11 protein-coding genes are annotated in these 16908 nt (G+C 62.5%); 5 read left to right on the top strand and 6 right to left on the bottom strand.

The genetic code is table 11. The annotated features are described in order from the left end of the window. Positions 1 to 35 precede the first annotated feature (35 nt). Both ABCP74_RS02465 and gpmA read right to left on the bottom strand, forming a co-directional pair. Positions 36 to 1292 carry an Nramp family divalent metal transporter gene (locus tag ABCP74_RS02465; protein WP_124786021.1) on the bottom strand — a complete coding sequence of 419 codons (1257 nt, stop codon included), beginning with the start codon at positions 1290 to 1292 and terminating at the stop codon, positions 36 to 38. Between the two features lie 75 nt (positions 1293 to 1367). Next, positions 1368 to 2141, bottom strand: coding sequence for a 2,3-diphosphoglycerate-dependent phosphoglycerate mutase (gene gpmA, locus ABCP74_RS02460; protein ID WP_343011723.1), 774 nt, complete (start codon positions 2139 to 2141; stop codon positions 1368 to 1370). A 459-nt stretch (positions 2142 to 2600) separates the two neighbouring features. Here gpmA and gltB point away from each other — a divergent pair, with 459 nt between their 5' ends. The 5 genes from gltB (at position 2601) to ABCP74_RS02435 (ending at position 12931) form a co-directional block, all read left to right on the top strand. Further along, positions 2601 to 7304 (top strand): glutamate synthase large subunit, encoded by a 4704-nt coding sequence (gene gltB, locus ABCP74_RS02455; RefSeq protein WP_343000656.1) that lies wholly within the window; start codon positions 2601 to 2603, stop codon positions 7302 to 7304. Between the two features lie 5 nt (positions 7305 to 7309). After that, entirely contained in the window at positions 7310 to 8791 is a 1482-nt protein-coding gene (locus tag ABCP74_RS02450) for a glutamate synthase subunit beta (protein WP_343000657.1), read from the top strand. Between the two features lie 415 nt (positions 8792 to 9206). Then, complete coding sequence (locus tag ABCP74_RS02445; protein WP_343000658.1) at positions 9207 to 9914, top strand: hypothetical protein; 708 nt, start codon at positions 9207 to 9209, stop codon at positions 9912 to 9914. Between the two features lie 274 nt (positions 9915 to 10188). Next, complete coding sequence (locus ABCP74_RS02440) at positions 10189 to 11265, top strand: hypothetical protein (RefSeq protein WP_343000659.1); 1077 nt, start codon at positions 10189 to 10191, stop codon at positions 11263 to 11265. Positions 11266 to 11560: 295 nt separating this feature from the next. Beyond that, the gene (locus ABCP74_RS02435) at positions 11561 to 12931 is read left to right on the top strand and encodes an amidohydrolase family protein (RefSeq protein WP_343000660.1); all 1371 of its coding nucleotides are present in this window, start codon (positions 11561 to 11563) and stop codon (positions 12929 to 12931) included. Positions 12932 to 13021: 90 nt separating this feature from the next. Here ABCP74_RS02435 and ABCP74_RS02430 read toward each other — a convergent pair whose 3' ends face one another. From ABCP74_RS02430 to ABCP74_RS02415, 4 genes are all read right to left on the bottom strand, one after another. Continuing rightward, positions 13022 to 13495, bottom strand: coding sequence for a hypothetical protein (locus ABCP74_RS02430; RefSeq protein WP_117734398.1), 474 nt, complete (start codon positions 13493 to 13495; stop codon positions 13022 to 13024). Between the two features lie 146 nt (positions 13496 to 13641). Beyond that, positions 13642 to 13911: a metal-sensing transcriptional repressor gene (locus ABCP74_RS02425; protein ID WP_226812542.1), complete on the bottom strand. Its 270-nt coding sequence runs from the start codon at positions 13909 to 13911 to the stop codon at positions 13642 to 13644. 138 nt (positions 13912 to 14049) lie between these two features. After that, positions 14050 to 14271, bottom strand: coding sequence for a heavy-metal-associated domain-containing protein (locus ABCP74_RS02420; RefSeq protein ID WP_343000661.1), 222 nt, complete (start codon positions 14269 to 14271; stop codon positions 14050 to 14052). Between the two features lie 147 nt (positions 14272 to 14418). Then, the gene (locus ABCP74_RS02415) at positions 14419 to 16758 is read right to left on the bottom strand and encodes a heavy metal translocating P-type ATPase (RefSeq protein ID WP_343000662.1); all 2340 of its coding nucleotides are present in this window, start codon (positions 16756 to 16758) and stop codon (positions 14419 to 14421) included. Positions 16759 to 16908: the final 150 nt, after the last annotated feature.

The raw sequence follows: 16908 nt of genomic DNA, 5'->3' as shown, positions 1-16908 counted from the left end.
ATCGAGACGTTTGCCTGAGTAGGTGCCCCGCCCCATTACATCCCTGTCAACAACACGACATCGAGAATCGTCACGATGGCACCGATCCCTACGAGCAGCGCGTTGAGTGGACGCGAATTGGCGTATTTGCCCATGACGCGGGGTGAACTGGTGAGCCGTATGAGCACAAAGACCGTAATCGGTAGCTGAAGCGACAGCAGTGCCTGACTCCAGATGAGACCTTCAAAAGGATTTGGGACGACCAGGCACGCCGTCACTGCGCCGACGAAACAGGCCGCCACCCCGATCGAGGAATGTCGGTCGTGGATATCGTATTCCTCGTCGAACATGCCCGCAGTGATGGTCCCCGCCGCCATGCCCGCTGTCACGCTGCTCGATAGTCCCGCGAACAGCAGCGCTACCGCAAAGATGGTCGAGCTCGCCGGGCCCAGAATGGGGGAGAGCGTGGCCGCTGCGACGGCGAGGTCGTCTACGACCATGCCGTGCGCAAAGAAGGTCGTTGCGGCCAGGATGACCATGGCCGAGTTGATTGCCCAGCCCACGCCCATCGAAATGAGCGTGTCGAAGAGCTCGTAGCGCAGACGCTCTTCGATAACCTGCTCGCCTTGGCCTTCGAAGTGCATGGATTGGATGACCTCGGAGTGCAGAAAAAGGTTGTGTGGCATAACGACCGCACCCAGGACACTCACGATAATCGCGGCAGAGCCAGTGGGCATACTGGGCGTGATCCAGCTTGCGGCGGCTTGCGGCCAGTCGACCTTGACTAGTGCAAGCTCGGCCAAAAACGAGAGTCCTACCACGCCTACGAAGGCGATGATCCAGCGTTCGGCTCGCTTGTAGGAGTTCGTCATGAGCATCGCCATCGATACTGCCGCCACGATGACGCAGCCCGCACGCACGGGCAGCCCAAAGAGCATTTGAAGGGCAATCGCGCCGCCCAGGACTTCGGCCATGGCGGTGGCGATGGTCGCGAGATAGGCGCTGCCGAGCACCGCGCGTCCCACGATGCGGGGGAGAAAGCGGGTCGTGGCCTCGGCAAGGCAGGCGCCCGTGGCGATGCCCAAGTGCGCCGCGTTGTGCTGCAGCACGATGAGCATAATCGTGGACAGCGTGACGATCCACAGCAGCGCGTAGCCAAACTGCGAGCCCGCGGCCATATTGGAGGCCCAGTTGCCCGGGTCGATAAAGCCGACGGTCACGAGCAGCCCGGGGCCGATATGCCGCGCAATGTCTAGGCCTCCGTGACCACCGGTGCGTCGGGAGCCAAAGTGTTGTTTGAGATGGTTGAGCATGGTGCGCTCCTGCGTATGGGCGGCGTGACGTCGCATCTGGGTCGTGCGGCGCCACGCGTCGGATTTGGGTTGGGGCTACTTGTGCGCTTTGCCCTGATTGGCCACGGCGTCGATCTTGGCGGCGATGGTCGCCGGGTCGCCGATGTAGCGCTTGTCGAGGACATTGAAATCGGTATCGAAGGTGTAGACGAGCGGCACGCCGGTGGGGATGTTGACCTTGAGGATCTCCTCGGGCGTGAGGTGCTCGAGCTTCATGACGAGTGAGCGCAGGGAGTTGCCGTGTGCGGCGATGAGTACGCGCTTGCCGGCGAGCATCTGGGGGCGAATCTCGTCTTCGAAATAGGGCCAGGCGCGGGCGATCGTGTCCTTGAGGCATTCGGTATAGGGCAGCTGATCGGGCGCGACATCACGGTATTGCTCCTGGGTGTGGGGATCGCGCGCGTCGTTCGGCTCGAGTGCCGGCGGGCAGATATCGAAGGAGCGGCGCCAGATGAGCACCTGCTCGTCGCCGTGCTCCGCCGCGGCATCGGCCTTGTTGAGACCCTGCAACGCTCCGTAGTGGCGCTCGTTGAGCTTCCAGGATTTGATGACGGGCAGCCACTCGCGATCCATTTGGCCGAGCACGATGTTGAGGGTGTGGATCGCGCGCTTGAGGCGCGAAGTGTAGCAGACGTCAAAGTCGAAACCGGCTTCTTTGAGGGCTCGACCGCCTGCTGCGGCTTCTTCGCGGCCCGTGTCGGTGAGCTCAATATCGGTCCAGCCGGTGAACAGGTTGAGCTTGTTCCACTCGGACTCTCCGTGACGGATGAGGACGAGTTGCATCGTCTGCTGGTCTGCTTGGTGCGCCATAGGGGCCTCCTTGATCTGGCACGGTGTGCGTGCCGTTTGCTTGACGCCGCAAAGGATACCCGTTTTAAGCTTAAAAGTTAACCAAGACTAACAAAATTGTTGTATTTGAATGGGATGGTGAAAGGGGGCTGCCGAAATGTCTCGATCTGTAACAGTTTGCCGCCAAAACCGACCCTTCGTGTTACAGATCGAGACAAACCAAAACCGTCCCGCAGAAAATCTCAATCTGTAACATCTAGGCGCCAAAATCGGTTCCTCCTGTTACAGATTGAGATGTTTGAAGCGGTGAGCTTACAAGCCGAACTTGGGCGCCTTGTTGCCGCCCTTGAGGTCGGCGGTGCCCACTCGTAAGGTGTGCGTTACGCGATTGTTTCGAAACGGGCGGGAAACACAACGATGCCCTGATGCTCCTACTATGCCTATTCAACTGACTGTCTAAATATCTAGGGGAGGATCGCGATGCAGGCAGATTCCGCTCAACAGCAGGGCCTTTATCGCCCCGAATTCGACCACGATGCATGTGGCATCGGCGCACTTGCCGATATCAACGGTGAGCGCCATCACCAGATTCTGGACGACGCGCTGTCCATTCTGGTCAACTTGGAGCACCGCGGCGGCACGGGACTCGAGAAGAACACCGGCGACGGTGCCGGTATCCTGTTCCAGGTTCCGCATCACTTTTTTCGCAAAGAGGCTCAAAAGTGCGGCCAGATTCTGCCGGCAGAGGGCGACTATGGCGTGGCCATGCTGTTCTTTCCGCAGGACGACAAGGGCGTAGAGGATGCCCGTCGCGTGTTTGAGGAGGGCTGCGCCGAGGCCGGCGTGCCGCTGCTCTTTTGGCGCGAGGTGCCGGTTGACCCGCACGACCTGGGCGAGACGGCCCGCGCCTGTATGCCCACTATCCTGCAGGCCTTCCTGGGCCGTCCGGACGACACGCCCGCCGGCGATGCCTTCGAGCGCCGCCTGTACGTGTGCCGCCGCACCATCGAGAAGAAGGCCGACGCTGAGTTTGCCCTGCGCGACAAAATCTTCTATGTATGCTCCATGAGCTCGCGCACCATCGTGTACAAGGGCATGCTGGTCGCCACGCAGATGCGCCGCTTCTTCATCGATCTCAACGACGCCGCCGTCAAGACGGCCGTGGCGCTCGTCCACTCGCGCTACTCCACCAACACCACGCCCAGCTGGGAACGCGCGCACCCCAACCGCTTTATCATCCACAACGGCGAGATCAACACCCTCAAGGGCAACGTCAACTGGATTCGCGCCCGCGAACCCAACCTGTACAGCCCCGTGCTGCAGCACGATCTTGAGCGTGTGATGCCCATCATCAACCGCGAGGGCTCCGACTCCGCGATTCTGGACAACGTGCTCGAGTTCTTGGTCATGAACGGCCGTCCGCTCACGCGTGCCGCATCCATGCTGCTGCCCGAGCCGTGGGACCACAACGACAGTCTGAGCGAGGAGCGCCGCACCTACGATGCCTACCAGTCCATGCTCATGGAGCCGTGGGATGGCCCGGCGGCCATCGCCTTTACCGACGGTCGCACGCTGGGTGCCGCCCTCGACCGTAACGGCCTGCGTCCCGCCCGCTACTATGTGACGCGCGACGGTCGCTTTATGCTGGCAAGCGAGGTGGGCACCATCGAGGTGAGCCCCGAGAACATCCTGACGAGCGGCTGTCTGGGACCGGGCCAGATGCTCGAGGTTGACTTTGCCCGCGGCCGCGTGATCTACAACGATGAGCTGCGCGCCCGCTATGCCAAGGAAAAACCCTACCGCGACTGGATTGCCGAGGAGACGCTGACCGTCGACGCGCTCGATGAGCCCGTTGCGACAACGCCCGCCGAGGACGCCGAGGTGCCCGCCGCCGTGCGTATGGCCAAGCTCGGCTACCATTGGGATGACGTTGACGAAGTCGTGCGTCCCATGGCCCAGCAGGGCAAGGCGCCGCTCGCCTCGATGGGTATCGATGCGCCGCTGGCCTGCCTGTCCAAGAAGACGCGCTCGTTCTTCGACTACTTCTATCAGCTGTTCGCCCAGGTCACGAACCCGCCGATCGATGCCCTGCGCGAGCATATGGTCACCTCGACCACGCTCTACCTGGGCAACCACGGCAACCTGCTCGAGGATTCCCGCACGGCCTGCCAGCTGGTGCGCTTGGAGCGTCCGCTGCTGAGCGAGGAGGAGTTCGAGTGTATCTGCGCCATCGACCGCGTGGGCTTTAAGACCCGCCGTTTCCGTGCCGTGTACCGCCGCGACGCCGGCGAGGGCGCGCTGCAGGCTGCGCTCAAGCAGCTTGCAGAGGATGTTGAGGCTGCGGTCCGCGACGGCGTGAACATCGTGGTGTTGAGCGATCGCGCCGCTGCGGGTGAGGTGCCCGTGCCGTCGCTGCTCGCCGTGGGCTGCGTGCACAACCACCTGATCCGCGCCGGCGTGCGTACCTTTGCCGACATCGTGGTGGAGTGCGGCGACGCCGTGTCTCCGCACGACTTTGCGGCGCTGGTGGGCTACTCCGCGAGCGGCATCTATCCGTACAACGCACATGCGTGCATCCGCGATCTGGCGGCACGCGGCGACCTGGACGTGACGGCCGAGCAGGGCATCGCCAACTACAACAAGGCTGCGACCGCCGGCATCGTTTCCATCATGTCCAAGATGGGCATCTCCACGGTGCAGAGCTACCATTCGGCGCAGATCTTCGAGGCCGTGGGCTTCACTCCGGAGTTCGTCAACGCGTATTTCGCCGGCACGGTGAGCCGTGTGGGCGGTATGGGTGTCGAGGACGTCGAGCGCGAGCAGAATGAGCGCTACGACGCCGCGCTCGCTATCCTTAAGAGCCCGGCTCCCGATCAGCTGCCCACGCTGGGTCTGACCAAGTGGCGCCCGCTCGGCGGCGAGGATCACCTTATCGACCCGCAGACCGTCTACCTGCTGCAGACCGCCTGCCGCGAGGACAGCTACGACACCTTTAAGGAGTACAGCGCCCGCCTGCACCGCACCGGCCGTGCCGTGCGCCTGCGTGACCTGCTGGACTTTAATGCCAACGGTCGCACGCCGGTTTCGCTCGACGAGGTGGAGCCCGCGCTCAACATCGTCCGCCGCTTTAACACCGGCGCCATGTCGTACGGTTCCATCAGCAAAGAGGCACACGAGTGCATGGCCATCGCCATGAACCGCCTGCACGGTCGTTCCAACTCGGGCGAGGGCGGCGAGGATCCGCGTCGCGAGACCCCGCTGGCCAACGGTGACTCCAAGAATTCCGCCATCAAGCAGGTGGCAAGCGCGCGCTTTGGCGTGACGAGCCGCTACCTGTGCAGCGCCTTCGAGATTCAGATCAAGATGGCCCAGGGCGCCAAGCCCGGTGAGGGCGGTCACCTGCCCGGCAAGAAGGTCTACCCCTGGATTGCCGAGGTCCGTCAGTCCACGCCCGGCATCGGCCTGATTTCGCCTCCGCCGCACCACGACATCTACTCCATCGAGGACTTGGCAGAGCTGATCTTCGATCTTAAGAACGCCAACCCCGGCGCGCGCGTGTCGGTCAAGCTGGTCAGCGAGGCCGGCGTCGGCACCATCGCCACCGGCGTGGCCAAGGGCGCTGCCGACAAGATTTTGATCAGCGGCCACAATGGCGGCTCGGGTGCCGCTGCGCGCGACTCTATCTGGCACGCGGGTCTGCCGCTGGAGCTTGGCCTTGCCGAGGCCCAGCAGACGCTGCTGCAAAACGGTTTGCGCTCACGCGTGGTGCTCGAGGCCGATGGCAAGCTCATGGACGGCACCGACGTCGCCGTCGCCTGCCTGCTGGGTGCCGAGGAGTTTGGCTTTGCGACCATGCCGCTCATCTCCATGGGCTGCCTCATGCAGCGCGACTGCCAGCAGGATACCTGCCCGGCCGGCATCGCTACGCAAAACTGCCGCCTGCGTCGCGGCTTCCGCGGCAAGCCAGAGCACGTCGAGCACTTTATGCTCTTTGTTGCCGAGCAGCTGCGCGAGGTCATGGCGAGCCTGGGCTTCCGCACCGTCGACGAGATGGTCGGCCATCCCGAGTGCCTGCGCCAGATCGAGGTCCCGGGCAACCGCAAGGCCAACCTGCTCGATCTGTCGCCCGTGCTGGCAAGCGCGACCTGTGAGTTTGGTGCCCACATCCCGGGCGCCGACGGCCGTCACTTCCTGCCCCAGATGGCTGCGGACAGCGAGCTCGATAAGACGCTCGACTCCACGTTGTTTGTGCCCTATACGGCCGATGCCCGTGCGCACCTGCGTCCGATTCGCTTTCGCGCCGATATCGCCAACGTCAACCGCTGCGTGGGCACCATCTTGGGCAACGCGGTGACCAAGGCGCATCCCGAGGGCCTGCCCGCCGGCTCCATCACCATCGATTGCGATGGTTCGGCCGGTCAGAGCTTTGGCGCCTTCCTGCCGCGCGGCATTACGCTCAACGTGTGCGGCGACGCCAACGACTACTTTGGCAAGGGCCTTTCGGGCGGCGAGGTGTCGGTGCGCCCCAACCCGCATGCGACCTACAAGTTCGACGAGAACATCATCGTGGGCAACGTGGCCTTCTTTGGCGCTACGAGCGGTCGCGGCTTCATTAACGGCCTGGCCGGCCAGCGCTTTGGCGTACGCAACTCCGGTGCCACCGTGGTGGTCGAGGGCTGCGGCAACCATGGCTGCGAGTACATGACGGGAGGTCTGGCGCTCATCCTGGGCGAGGTCGGGCAGAACTTCGCCGCCGGCATGACGGGCGGCGTGGCTTACGTCTTTGACCAGTACGGCACGCTCGATGCCCGTGTGAACCACGAGAGCGTTGAGCTTAAAGCCCCGACGGCCGGTGAGCTGGCGCAGATTCGCGAGCTCATCCAGGAGCACGTGGACGCGACGCAGAGCCCGCGCGGCATTAAGCTGCTCTACAGCTTTGAGACGATGAGCAAGCACTTTGTGAAGGTCATTCCAACCGAGTACGAGCGCGTGCTGGCGATTGTCGCCGCCGCCGAGGCCGTCGGCAAGACGCATGCGCAGGCCGAGGAGCTGGCGTTTGACATTGTGACCGGTCGCGCCGACGCCGCCGATGTCGCTCGCTTTGATGTGGCGGGTGGTGCTGCTGGCGCGGGCGCTGCGTCCGTGGCTGCCAGCTCTGTTGCTTCGACCAAGAAGGAGGCGTAAGTGCCATGGGTAAGCCCGGTGCTTTTCTTGATATCGATCGCGTGACCCACGAGCTGCGCCCCGTGGAGGAGCGCAACCGCGATTTCGATCCGCTGTACGTGGAGCTCGACGACGATGCGCGCCGTGCCCAGGCGAGCCGCTGCATGATGTGCGGTGTGGCGTTTTGTCAGATGGGCGCGAGCTTTGGCAAGGCACGCCCGAGCGGCTGCCCGCTGCACAACCTGATTCCCGAGTGGAATGAGCTGGTGTACCGCGGCCGCTGGGATGAGGCTGCCGAGCGCCTGTCGCTCACCTCGCCCATGCCCGAGTTTACGAGTCGCGTGTGCCCGGCGTTGTGCGAGGCCGCGTGCAACCTGGGTTCGGTCGATGGCCAACCCACGACGATCCATGACAACGAGCGTGCGATCAGCGACCATGAGTGGGCCAACGGCGGTCCGCGCCGCTTTGAGCCGGCAGGGGAGGGCGCGCCCACGGTTGCCGTGGTGGGCTCCGGTCCTGCTGGTCTGGTGGCAGCATGGGAGCTTGCGCGTCGCGGTGCCCGCGTGACGGTGTTTGAGCGTGACGACCGCCCGGGCGGCCTGCTCATGTACGGCATTCCCAACATGAAGCTCGAGAAGTCCGTGGTCGAGCGTCGCGTGGCACTTATGTGCGAGCTGGGCATTGTGTTCGAGCTGGGTGCTGACGTTACGAACCCTGCGGTGGCGGCCAAGCTCAATGGCTTTGACGCCGTCGTGGTGGCTGCCGGCGCTCGCACTCCGCGTGGACTGGCTGCTGAGAATATTGACGCACCCGGCGTGGTGTATGCCGTGGACTACCTGACGGCCTCGACCGTCTCGGTGCTCGATGGCGGCGAGCCTGTCGTCGATGCACGCGGCCTGGACGTCGTGGTCATCGGCGGCGGCGATACCGGTAACGACTGCGTGGGCACCGCGGTACGTCAGGGTGCGCGCAGCGTGCGCCAGTTTGAGTTCTTGCCGGCGGCGCCTGATGCGCGCGCGGCGAGCAACCCCTGGCCGCAGTGGCCCAACGTTAAGAAGACCGATTACGGCCAGCAGGAGGCCATCGCTGCCATGGGCGGCGAGATGCGCGCTTGGGGCGTGGATACGCTCGAGGTACTGCTGGACAAGAAGGGCGCGGCCGCGGGCCTGCGCGTGGCCGATCTGGATTGGTCGGCTGGCAAGCCCGAGCGCATCGCGGGCTCCGAGCACGAGGTGCCGGCCCAGCTGGTGCTCATCGCCTGCGGCTTTACGGGTCCTGAGCATGGCGTGTTCGATGCGGTAGGCGTGCCTGTTGCCACCGCTGGTCGTCCGCTGCCTGTGATGGCTGCCGAGGGCTCGCACCTCGCGGCACGTGTCGACGGCGTCTCCGCGGATGCCGCACCGGTGTATGTGGCGGGTGATGCTCGCAACGGCAGCTCGCTCGTGGTGAACGCTATGGCCGACGCCCTGGCCTGCGCTGCCGAAGTCGCCGACGCGCTGGAGCTGTAAGGCGGCTGTCCACAGCTGAATCGTCAAGGGCTGTCCCCAACGGCCGGCCCAAAAGGAACGTCCCCAAGTGCCGGCAGCTGGGGACGTTCCTTATGTGCCGGCATTCGGGGACACTCCTTGCGGGTTTGCGACCGATTTGTTCGTTTGTCGACGTACGGGTGTTCATTTGTCGACTTCTTGGGCTGTGGTCACCTGTTGTTTCTGTGGTGGCTGCGGGTATCTGGCTCAAAAGGGCGGGTTGGCCGTCTATGTTTACCTGCGGTTTTGTTGCGGTGCGCATTTTCGGTCAAGCTTTTCGTCAAGTGTTTGGTCAGCATCTGGTTTGCAGCCGGAGGCCTATTTTGCCCGCGCTGGTCGTGACTGCCCACCCTCCTCGTAAGCTCAAATTGAGGTCCATCAGTTTGAGGAGGATGCCATGACTGATCACGCTTTAGATCGAGCGCATCTGGCTGAAGCCGTCGGCAACGATATTGCCGACATGGCCCATTTTTGGATGCTGCGGAAGTTTCAGTTTTTGGAGCCGGCGCGCGAGCAGTTTGAGATCATTGTCGACCCGTGGCTCAGCTATCGCACCGAGCCTTCGCAAAACGAAATCATGGCCTACAACATGGCATTTACCGATTGGCTGCTCTTCGAGCGCTCCTATCGCCATGGCAAGACGCTGCTCGAGCTGTATGTTGACGAGCCGCCGGCATCGCTTTCGCCTGCCTCGCTTAAGCGGCTCGAGCAGGTGCGCGACACACAGTATTTCTCGCGCTTTGGCATTTTGGACAAGGATCCTGCGAACGGCATGGTTGCGCTGAAGGATACGCGCGCCGACCTTCGCTTTGATGTCTACGACCCGCATATCGTGCAAAAGGAGCATTGGAGCGACGGCGCGATCGCGGTGCGCCTCGCCTGCGTCGACGATGTCTGGCTGACGGCGGGACAGCTCTATCTGTATGACATCGCGCGCCTGAGTGACACGGCGGTCGATGGACCGGGTGCGGTGCATCCCGAGGATCTGCAGGACGGCTTTGACACCTCGTGCGTCAGCTTCTTTTTGCGCCTGGTCCGCGACATCATGGGCGCCCAGGGGCGCTACGTAAAGTCCCTCAACATCTACGAACAAGAATGGGAGTAGGGGATGTGACTGGTGCCGCCCTACAGCCCTGACTTTGTCTCAATCTGTAACGTTTGGCGGCTGTTTGGGCCCGTAACTGTTACAGATTGAGATGTTCGGCAACGGGTTGGGAGAATGTCTCGATCTGTAACATCTACAGGCCCAATTTCGACCTTCCTGTTAAAGATTGAGACAAAGGCTGGACGCGGTGTCGAAAGATCTTGCTCTGTAACAACTAGAGGCTCAAAGACTGTCTTCCTGTTACAGATCAAGACATTTGCCAGCGGAGGCAACGGTGACGATGGTCCATTTGTCTGACGTGGTGGTGATGAAAGTGTCTAATACCGTTCTCAAACACAAACATGCGACTCGCAACACGTTGGCGCGGAATAGGATGCTCGCGCGGCTCACGGAGACGGCCAAGCAAGGTGCGCTGCTCGCAACGCATGACAATACCGAGCTCATGTGGCTGCGACGCCATGTTGGAACCGACGATATCGCGGAGCCCGAGCCGTACCTGTTCTGTTTTCAGCATGATTGGGATGCATTGACGCCTGCAGAGCGAGCGCTGAGGACTATCAAAGGGCTTGCGGAATTTCATCCCGATTGGGCGTTTTGGGGTTATGACGCGGCACTTTTGTGGGGTCTGGAGGTGCCGAATGATCTGCTCGGGCCGCGTTTTCTTGTTAAGACGGGTTGTTCGGTGACGTTGAGCAGCGGGTGCAGGTTGTTGCGTCCTCAGATGGCGGGAGCGCTTGAGCGCGTCGACGGCGTGCGGGTGACGTCGTTTTGGCGCACGGTGGAGGATTGTCTGCTGCGTGCGCCGTTTTCGTATGGTCTGGCGATCGCCGATTCTGCATTGCGGGCGAAGGGCGTATCACGTGGGGATTTGTGCGAGCGTCTCCGCGCCGATTGCGAGGGCAGGCGAGGGTATCGCAGGGCACAGGCGATTGCGTCGTATGCGGACGGGCTGTCCGAAAACGGCGGCGAGTCTCGGTTCCGAGTGTTCTTTATTGCGTACGGCTTTCCGGTTCCGGAGCTGCAGGCGGAGTTTCGCGACCCGCTCGATCCGAGCCAGGTGTTTCGCGTCGACTATTTTTGGCGGCTCGAGGACGGGACGTGTGTCATCGGCGAGCTCGACGGAAAGGTGAAGTACACCTTGCAGAACGGCGAGGGCCGGGAGTCGGTCGACCCATTCGTGGCAGAACGTCAACGGGAGTCTCATCTGACAATGCTCGGGCACAAGGTGCTTCGGTTTACGTTTAACGAACTCAAAGACCCGGGGAAGCTGGTCGAGAAAATGAGGTTGGCGGGTATTCCGCGACGGCCCGATTTGGCTGAGGAGTGGAGACGCCAGTGGTATGGGCGCTGAGAGGTTTTGTCTCGATCTGTAACGTTTAGAAGTTGTTTGAGTTCGTAATTGTTGCAGATCGAGACAAACCGGTGAAACGTCGACCGAATGTCCCGATCTGTAACATCAAGGGGCCCAATAACCCTGTACCTGTTACAGATCGAGACACTTCCCTGGTGTCGCTGGGGTGGGACTGCAGCGTATTCCGTCCCCCACATCCCCTCTTCCCTCCGTTAACCGATATGTCTGTGGCAATCGGGCTACACTGGATAATAATGGACAGATGTTCAAGTTTTCTGAGGGGGAGGAGCTCGATATGGCGTCTGCCGATCGTTCCACGTTGTTTATCAATGCGACCGTCCTGGATGGTTCGGAACATATGGAGCCGCAGCCCGACATGGCCGTGGCCGTTGAGCGCGGTCTCATCACGTGGATGGGGCCGAGTGCTGTGGCGCAGGCGCCTGCAGGTGCCGAGGTCATCGACCTGGCAGGGGCGTATCTCATGCCAGGTCTCATCAATATGCATGTGCATCTGTGTGGTTCGGGCAAGCCGGTTTCGGCGGGAGATGCCGGCGCGCTGATGAAGAAGCTCGATAATCCGGTGGGCCGCGCCATCGTTCGCCACATCCTCAAGGGCAGCGCCCAACAGCAGCTGGCAAGCGGCGTGACCACGGTGCGCGGTGCGGGCGATCCGCTGTTTGCCGATATCGCCGTGCGCAACGCCATCGACGCCGGCAAGTATCAGGGTCCGCGCCTGGTAGCGCCGGGAACGGGCGTCACGGTGCCGGGTGGTCACGGTGCTGGGTTGTTCGCCCAGGTGGCTAACAGCCCCGCCGAGGCAGCCGAACAGGTGCGCGACCTGTATGCGCGCGGTGCCGACGTCATTAAGCTGTTCGTAACGGGCGGTGTGTTCGATGCGACCGAGGTGGGCGAGCCGGGCGTGCTGCGTATGCCGGTGGAGGTTGCCGCGGCGGCGTGCAAGGCTGCGCACGAGGTGGGCCTGCCGGTTATGGCCCATGTCGAGAGCACCGAAGGCGTGAAGGCCGCGCTTGAGGCCGGCGTTGACACGATCGAGCACGGTGCCCCGATGACTCCTGAGATCTTGGAACTGTACCGCGGCGCCGCGGGCACGCAGCTTGAGGATCGCGCGCCCAGCGTTACCTGCACTATCAGCCCGGCGCTGCCGTTTGTATTGCTCGACCCGAAAAAGACCCATTCGACCGATACGCAAAAGAAGAACGGCGACATCGTGTGCTCGGGCATTATCGAGAGCGCCCGTGCCGCACTGGAAGCTGGCGTTAAGGTGGGCCTGGGCACGGACTCGAGCTGCCCGTTCGTGACGCAGTACGACATGTGGCGTGAGGTGGCCTATTTTGCCAAGCATGTCGGCGTGAGCAACGCCTTCGCACTGCATACGGCTACGCAAGTCAACGCCGAGCTGCTGGGGCTGGACGGCGAGACTGGCACAATCGAGTGCGGCAAGGCCGCCGATATCTTGGTGACGCGCAAGAACCCGCTCGATGACCTGTGCGCACTGCGTGAGCCGACGCACGTGATGTGCCGTGGCGATTTGGTGCGCAAGCTCAAGGTGAAGCGTATTCCCGAGGTGGACGCCGAGCTCGACGCGATTATGGCCATGCCAGCCGAAGCGCTTGCCGAGGAGCTGGCCCGCGACGGCGTGGCGTAGGCGTGACGAAGGGACGGTCCCCTTGTCACATTCAAAAAAGCCGAGGTCCCAGTGCGAGGCCTCGGCTTTTTCTGTCCCATGGTATGACGGCTAGGAGCGCGTCTCCATCTTGGCGTGGCACTTGGGGCAGGTGACGCGAATCTTGCCCTTGCCCTTGGGAACGGAGAGCATCTGGCCGCAGTTGGGGCACTTGAGATAGGCTGTGGTCTTGCGGCCCTTCCACATCTTCTTGGCTGTGCGCTTGGCACGTTCAAAGTCTTCCTTGCTAGTACCGGCTGCGCGCGAGGCGTTGGCCGCTGCAGCTCCGCCGCCCAAGCTAGCTACAAACTTGCCCAAGCCGGGTACGTTTGCAGTCGCGGCGACAAAGGCCTCGTTCTCCTTGCGACGTGCGTCGATATTTTTGGACAGGCCGCGCAGCACGCCAATCACGATTACGGCGATGGCAATCCAGCTGAGCCACTGGATGCGGGCTATCGATCCGATCATCGCGATGACGATGCCGGCAAAACCCATCACGATGGTGAGCTCGTCGGCGCCATTGCGACCCTTCATAAAGTCATTCATGCAAATTGCCTTTCGTTCGATATGCTGCACGCCTTTATACCCGATTTAGAGCAAGGGGGACAGGTTAATCTGCACCAATGTGGTGCAAACATACCTGTCCCCGGAACACCAAGACGGTGCAAAGAAGTCTGTCCCTAATGCCCCAGTTACTTGGAGAGCTTGTCGACGACGCGTTCGATCTCGGCGAGCTTGGCAGCTTTGAGGTCTTCGTCGCCCGATTCGATTGCCGAAGTCACGCAGCCCTCGATATGCGCTTTGAGCACGTCGGCATTAATGCGCGCGAGGAGCGCCTGTGTGGCCATGAGCTGCGTGGAAATATCGACGCAGTAGCGGTCCTCCTCGACCATCCGCAGGATGCCGTCGATCTGACCACGTGCCGTCTTGAGCATGCGGGTTACCGATTTATGGTCTGCCATCATGGCGGGTCCTCGTTTCTGGTCGATCTTTCGGATGTCCCCGTCAGTTGCGGTGAAATACGGACCGTTCAAAGGCCTAGGGCGGCACAACAGTCCGTATTTCACCGCAACTTCTGAGGATTGAGTAGGCAGCGTCTGCTACGCGGCGGTCACCGAAAGGGCGTGGAACTTCTCGCCGGCGCCCTCGACGGCGGCAGTGAGCTGTTCAGCGGTCACGGTGTCGGCGCACTCCACCTGTACGGTCTGAGTCTCGTGATCGGCATCGGCGTCGGTCACGCCGACCACGTTGAGCAGCGCGGTCTCGACGGTGGCATCGCAATGGCCGCACATGAGGCCGGAAGTCTTGATTGTGTAACGCATGGATATTCCTCTCTGTTGTGTCGGCTTTCCCAGGCACCCGACCTTGACCTTCAAGCCGTCGCTCGCGTACCAAAGTACGCGTCGCCCCTCTTTCAGGTCAATCTCGGGCACCTGGAAAACCCGTTCTAAATGGACTTAATGGTGAGCTTATTTTGCCACTTTGGGTTTAAAGGATTTCAGGCGCAGGGCATTGGACACGACACATACGCTCGACAGGCTCATCGCCGCGGCGCCAAACATGGGCGAGAGCTGCCAACCGGTGAGGGGGAAGAACACGCCCGCCGCCAGCGGAATGCCGATGCCGTTGTAGAACAGCGCCCAGAACAGGTCCTGCTTGATGTTGCGAATTGTGGCGCGCGACAGCTCGATGGCACGGGCGACGTCCATGAGGTCGCTGCGCATGAGAACCACATCTGCCCCTTCTTTGGCGATGTCGGCGCCGGTACCGATGGCAAGGCCCACGTCGGCGCGCGCCAGGGCGGGGGAGTCGTTGATGCCGTCGCCCACCATGGCGACCTTGCTGCCCGCATCCTGCAGCTCGCGCACGTGGCGTTCCTTGTCGGCGGGGAGGACGTCGGCGATGACCTGCTCGCTGCTCAGTCCCACGCGGCGGGCGATCGCTTCGGCTGTCGCGCGGTTGTCGCCGGTGAGCATGCGCACGTCGACGCCAAGCGAGCGCAGTGCGGCGATGGCCCCGGCGCTCGTCTCCTTGACCTCGTCCGCCACGGCGATGGTGCCGACAAGCTCGCTGTTCTTGGCAAAGAACAGCGGCGTCTTGCCCTCGGCCGCGAACTGTTCGGCAAGGCCGGCGGGAACCTTCACGCCCAGCTCGTCCATCAGACGCACGTTGCCGGCGGCGATGACATTCTGCCCCTCGCGTGCCGTAACGCCTCGCCCGGGCACGGCGGCAAAGTCCTCGACCATGCGTGCGACGATTCCGCGCGCCTCGCACTCGGCCATAATCGCCTCGGCCAGCGGGTGCTCGCTTGAGCGCTCCAGCGCAGCGGCCAGCTTGAGCAGCGCCTTTTCGCTCATGGCGGGCGATCCGTCGGCACGCGTGGCTACCACGATATCGGTCACGGCAGGCTTGCCGCGAGTGACCGTTCCCGTCTTATCGAGCACCACGGTGCCCACGCTGCGCAGATTCTCCAGCGCCTCGGCGCTCTTGAACAGAATGCCCATCTCGGCGCCCTTGCCGGTGCCGACCATAATGGCGACGGGCGTGGCCAGACCCAATGCGCACGGACAGCTGATCATCAGTACGGCCACGGCGGAGGTGAGCGCCTCGTTTATGCTGCCGGTCAGTGCCATCCACGCCGCAAAGGTCACAGCCGAGATCACGAACACCACGGGCACGAACACGCCGGCGACTTTGTCGGCCATGCGGGCGATAGGCGCCTTGGTGGCGTTGGCGTCCTCGACGAGCTGGATAATCTTGGCGAGCGACGTGTCGGCGCCCACGCGTGTGGCACGGAAGGTAAACGAGCCGGTGCGGTTGACAGTGGCGGCGTTGACGGTGTCGCCGGCGGTCTTTTCCACGGGGATGGACTCGCCGGTGAGCGCGCTCTCGTCCACGGCCGAGCTGCCCTCGAGCACCACGCCATCGACAGGGATGGACTCGCCGGGGCGCACACGCAGCACCTGGCCGGGCAGAATGGTATCGACGTCGACGGTGGCCTCGCTGCCGTCCTCTGCCACGACGGTCGCGGTCTTGGGTGCTAAGTCGATGAGCGCCTCGATAGCGCCGCCGGTCTTGGACTTGCTGCGCGTCTCGAGGTATTTGCCCACGGTGACGAGCGACAGGATGGTGCCGGCGCTCTCAAAATACAGGTTGTCCATGCTCGTCATCATGGCCTCGTGCACCTGACCTGCGGCCAGCTGGTCGGCCATGATGAACATAGCGTAGAGCGACCAGGCGATCGACGCGGTGGCACCGACGGCGATGAGAGCGTCCATGGTGGGTGCGCCGTGCACGAGCGACTTGAAGCCGTTGATAAAGTACGCGTCGTTGACGTAGACGATGGGGATGAGCAAGACGAGCTCGGTGAGCGCCAACGTCATGCTGTGGGTGTGGTCGGTGAAGACGCTGGGCAGCGGCCAGCCGAGCATGTGCCCCATGCCTATGTAGAACAGCGGAATGAGAAAGATGATTGAGATGATGAGACGGGTGCGCATGGCGGAGGCGGTGGCCTCCAACTTTTTGGTAGGCGACTCCATATGAGCGGCGCCTGACCTGGCTTGCGCGCTGCCGTTTGGGGCGGCTTCGGTGCCCGTACTGACGGGCGAGGCCGAGTAGCCCGCGCGGTCAACGGCGGTGCAGATATCGTCGGGGGAGACCTGCGCGGGGTCATAGTCGACCATCATGGAACCGGCGAGCAGGTTGACCGCGACGCTTTGGACGCCGTCAAGCTTGCTGACGGCGCGGTCCACGTGCGCCTGGCAAGCGGCGCACGTCATGCCGCCCACGTCAAACTTATCTTGAGCCATGGCTTCTCCTTTCTATGGTGTAGTGTTGGAAATGTTAACCTACCGATACTATACACCCATACCCCCTGGGGGTGTCCAGTACAGAAATAATATATGAGATTTCGTTACAGATGAGGATGGATGGTTGGCCGATGGACCGTCCCAACCAAT

The sequence above is a fragment of the Collinsella aerofaciens genome (assembly GCF_039062315.1).
Taxonomy (GTDB): Bacteria; Actinomycetota; Coriobacteriia; order Coriobacteriales; family Coriobacteriaceae; genus Collinsella; species Collinsella aerofaciens_BG.
The sequence above is the reverse complement of the archived record's forward strand: the minus strand, read 5'-3'. Positions and strand labels throughout refer to the sequence as shown.

Bases quoted from the DNA above. Each gene is read 5' to 3' on its own strand.
- ABCP74_RS02465 (WP_124786021.1), bottom strand. From the start codon at position 1,292: ATGCTCAACCATCTCAAACAACACTTTGGCTCCCGACGCACCGGTGGT.
- gpmA (WP_343011723.1), bottom strand. From the start codon at position 2,141: ATGGCGCACCAAGCAGACCAGCAGACGATGCAACTCGTCCTCATCCGT.
- gltB (WP_343000656.1), top strand. From the start codon at position 2,601: ATGCAGGCAGATTCCGCTCAACAGCAGGGCCTTTATCGCCCCGAATTC.
- ABCP74_RS02450 (WP_343000657.1), top strand. From the start codon at position 7,310: ATGGGTAAGCCCGGTGCTTTTCTTGATATCGATCGCGTGACCCACGAG.
- ABCP74_RS02445 (WP_343000658.1), top strand. From the start codon at position 9,207: ATGACTGATCACGCTTTAGATCGAGCGCATCTGGCTGAAGCCGTCGGC.
- ABCP74_RS02435 (WP_343000660.1), top strand. From the start codon at position 11,561: ATGGCGTCTGCCGATCGTTCCACGTTGTTTATCAATGCGACCGTCCTG.
- ABCP74_RS02430 (WP_117734398.1), bottom strand. From the start codon at position 13,495: ATGAATGACTTTATGAAGGGTCGCAATGGCGCCGACGAGCTCACCATC.
- ABCP74_RS02425 (WP_226812542.1), bottom strand. From the start codon at position 13,911: ATGGCAGACCATAAATCGGTAACCCGCATGCTCAAGACGGCACGTGGT.
- ABCP74_RS02420 (WP_343000661.1), bottom strand. From the start codon at position 14,271: ATGCGTTACACAATCAAGACTTCCGGCCTCATGTGCGGCCATTGCGAT.
- ABCP74_RS02415 (WP_343000662.1), bottom strand. From the start codon at position 16,758: ATGGCTCAAGATAAGTTTGACGTGGGCGGCATGACGTGCGCCGCTTGC.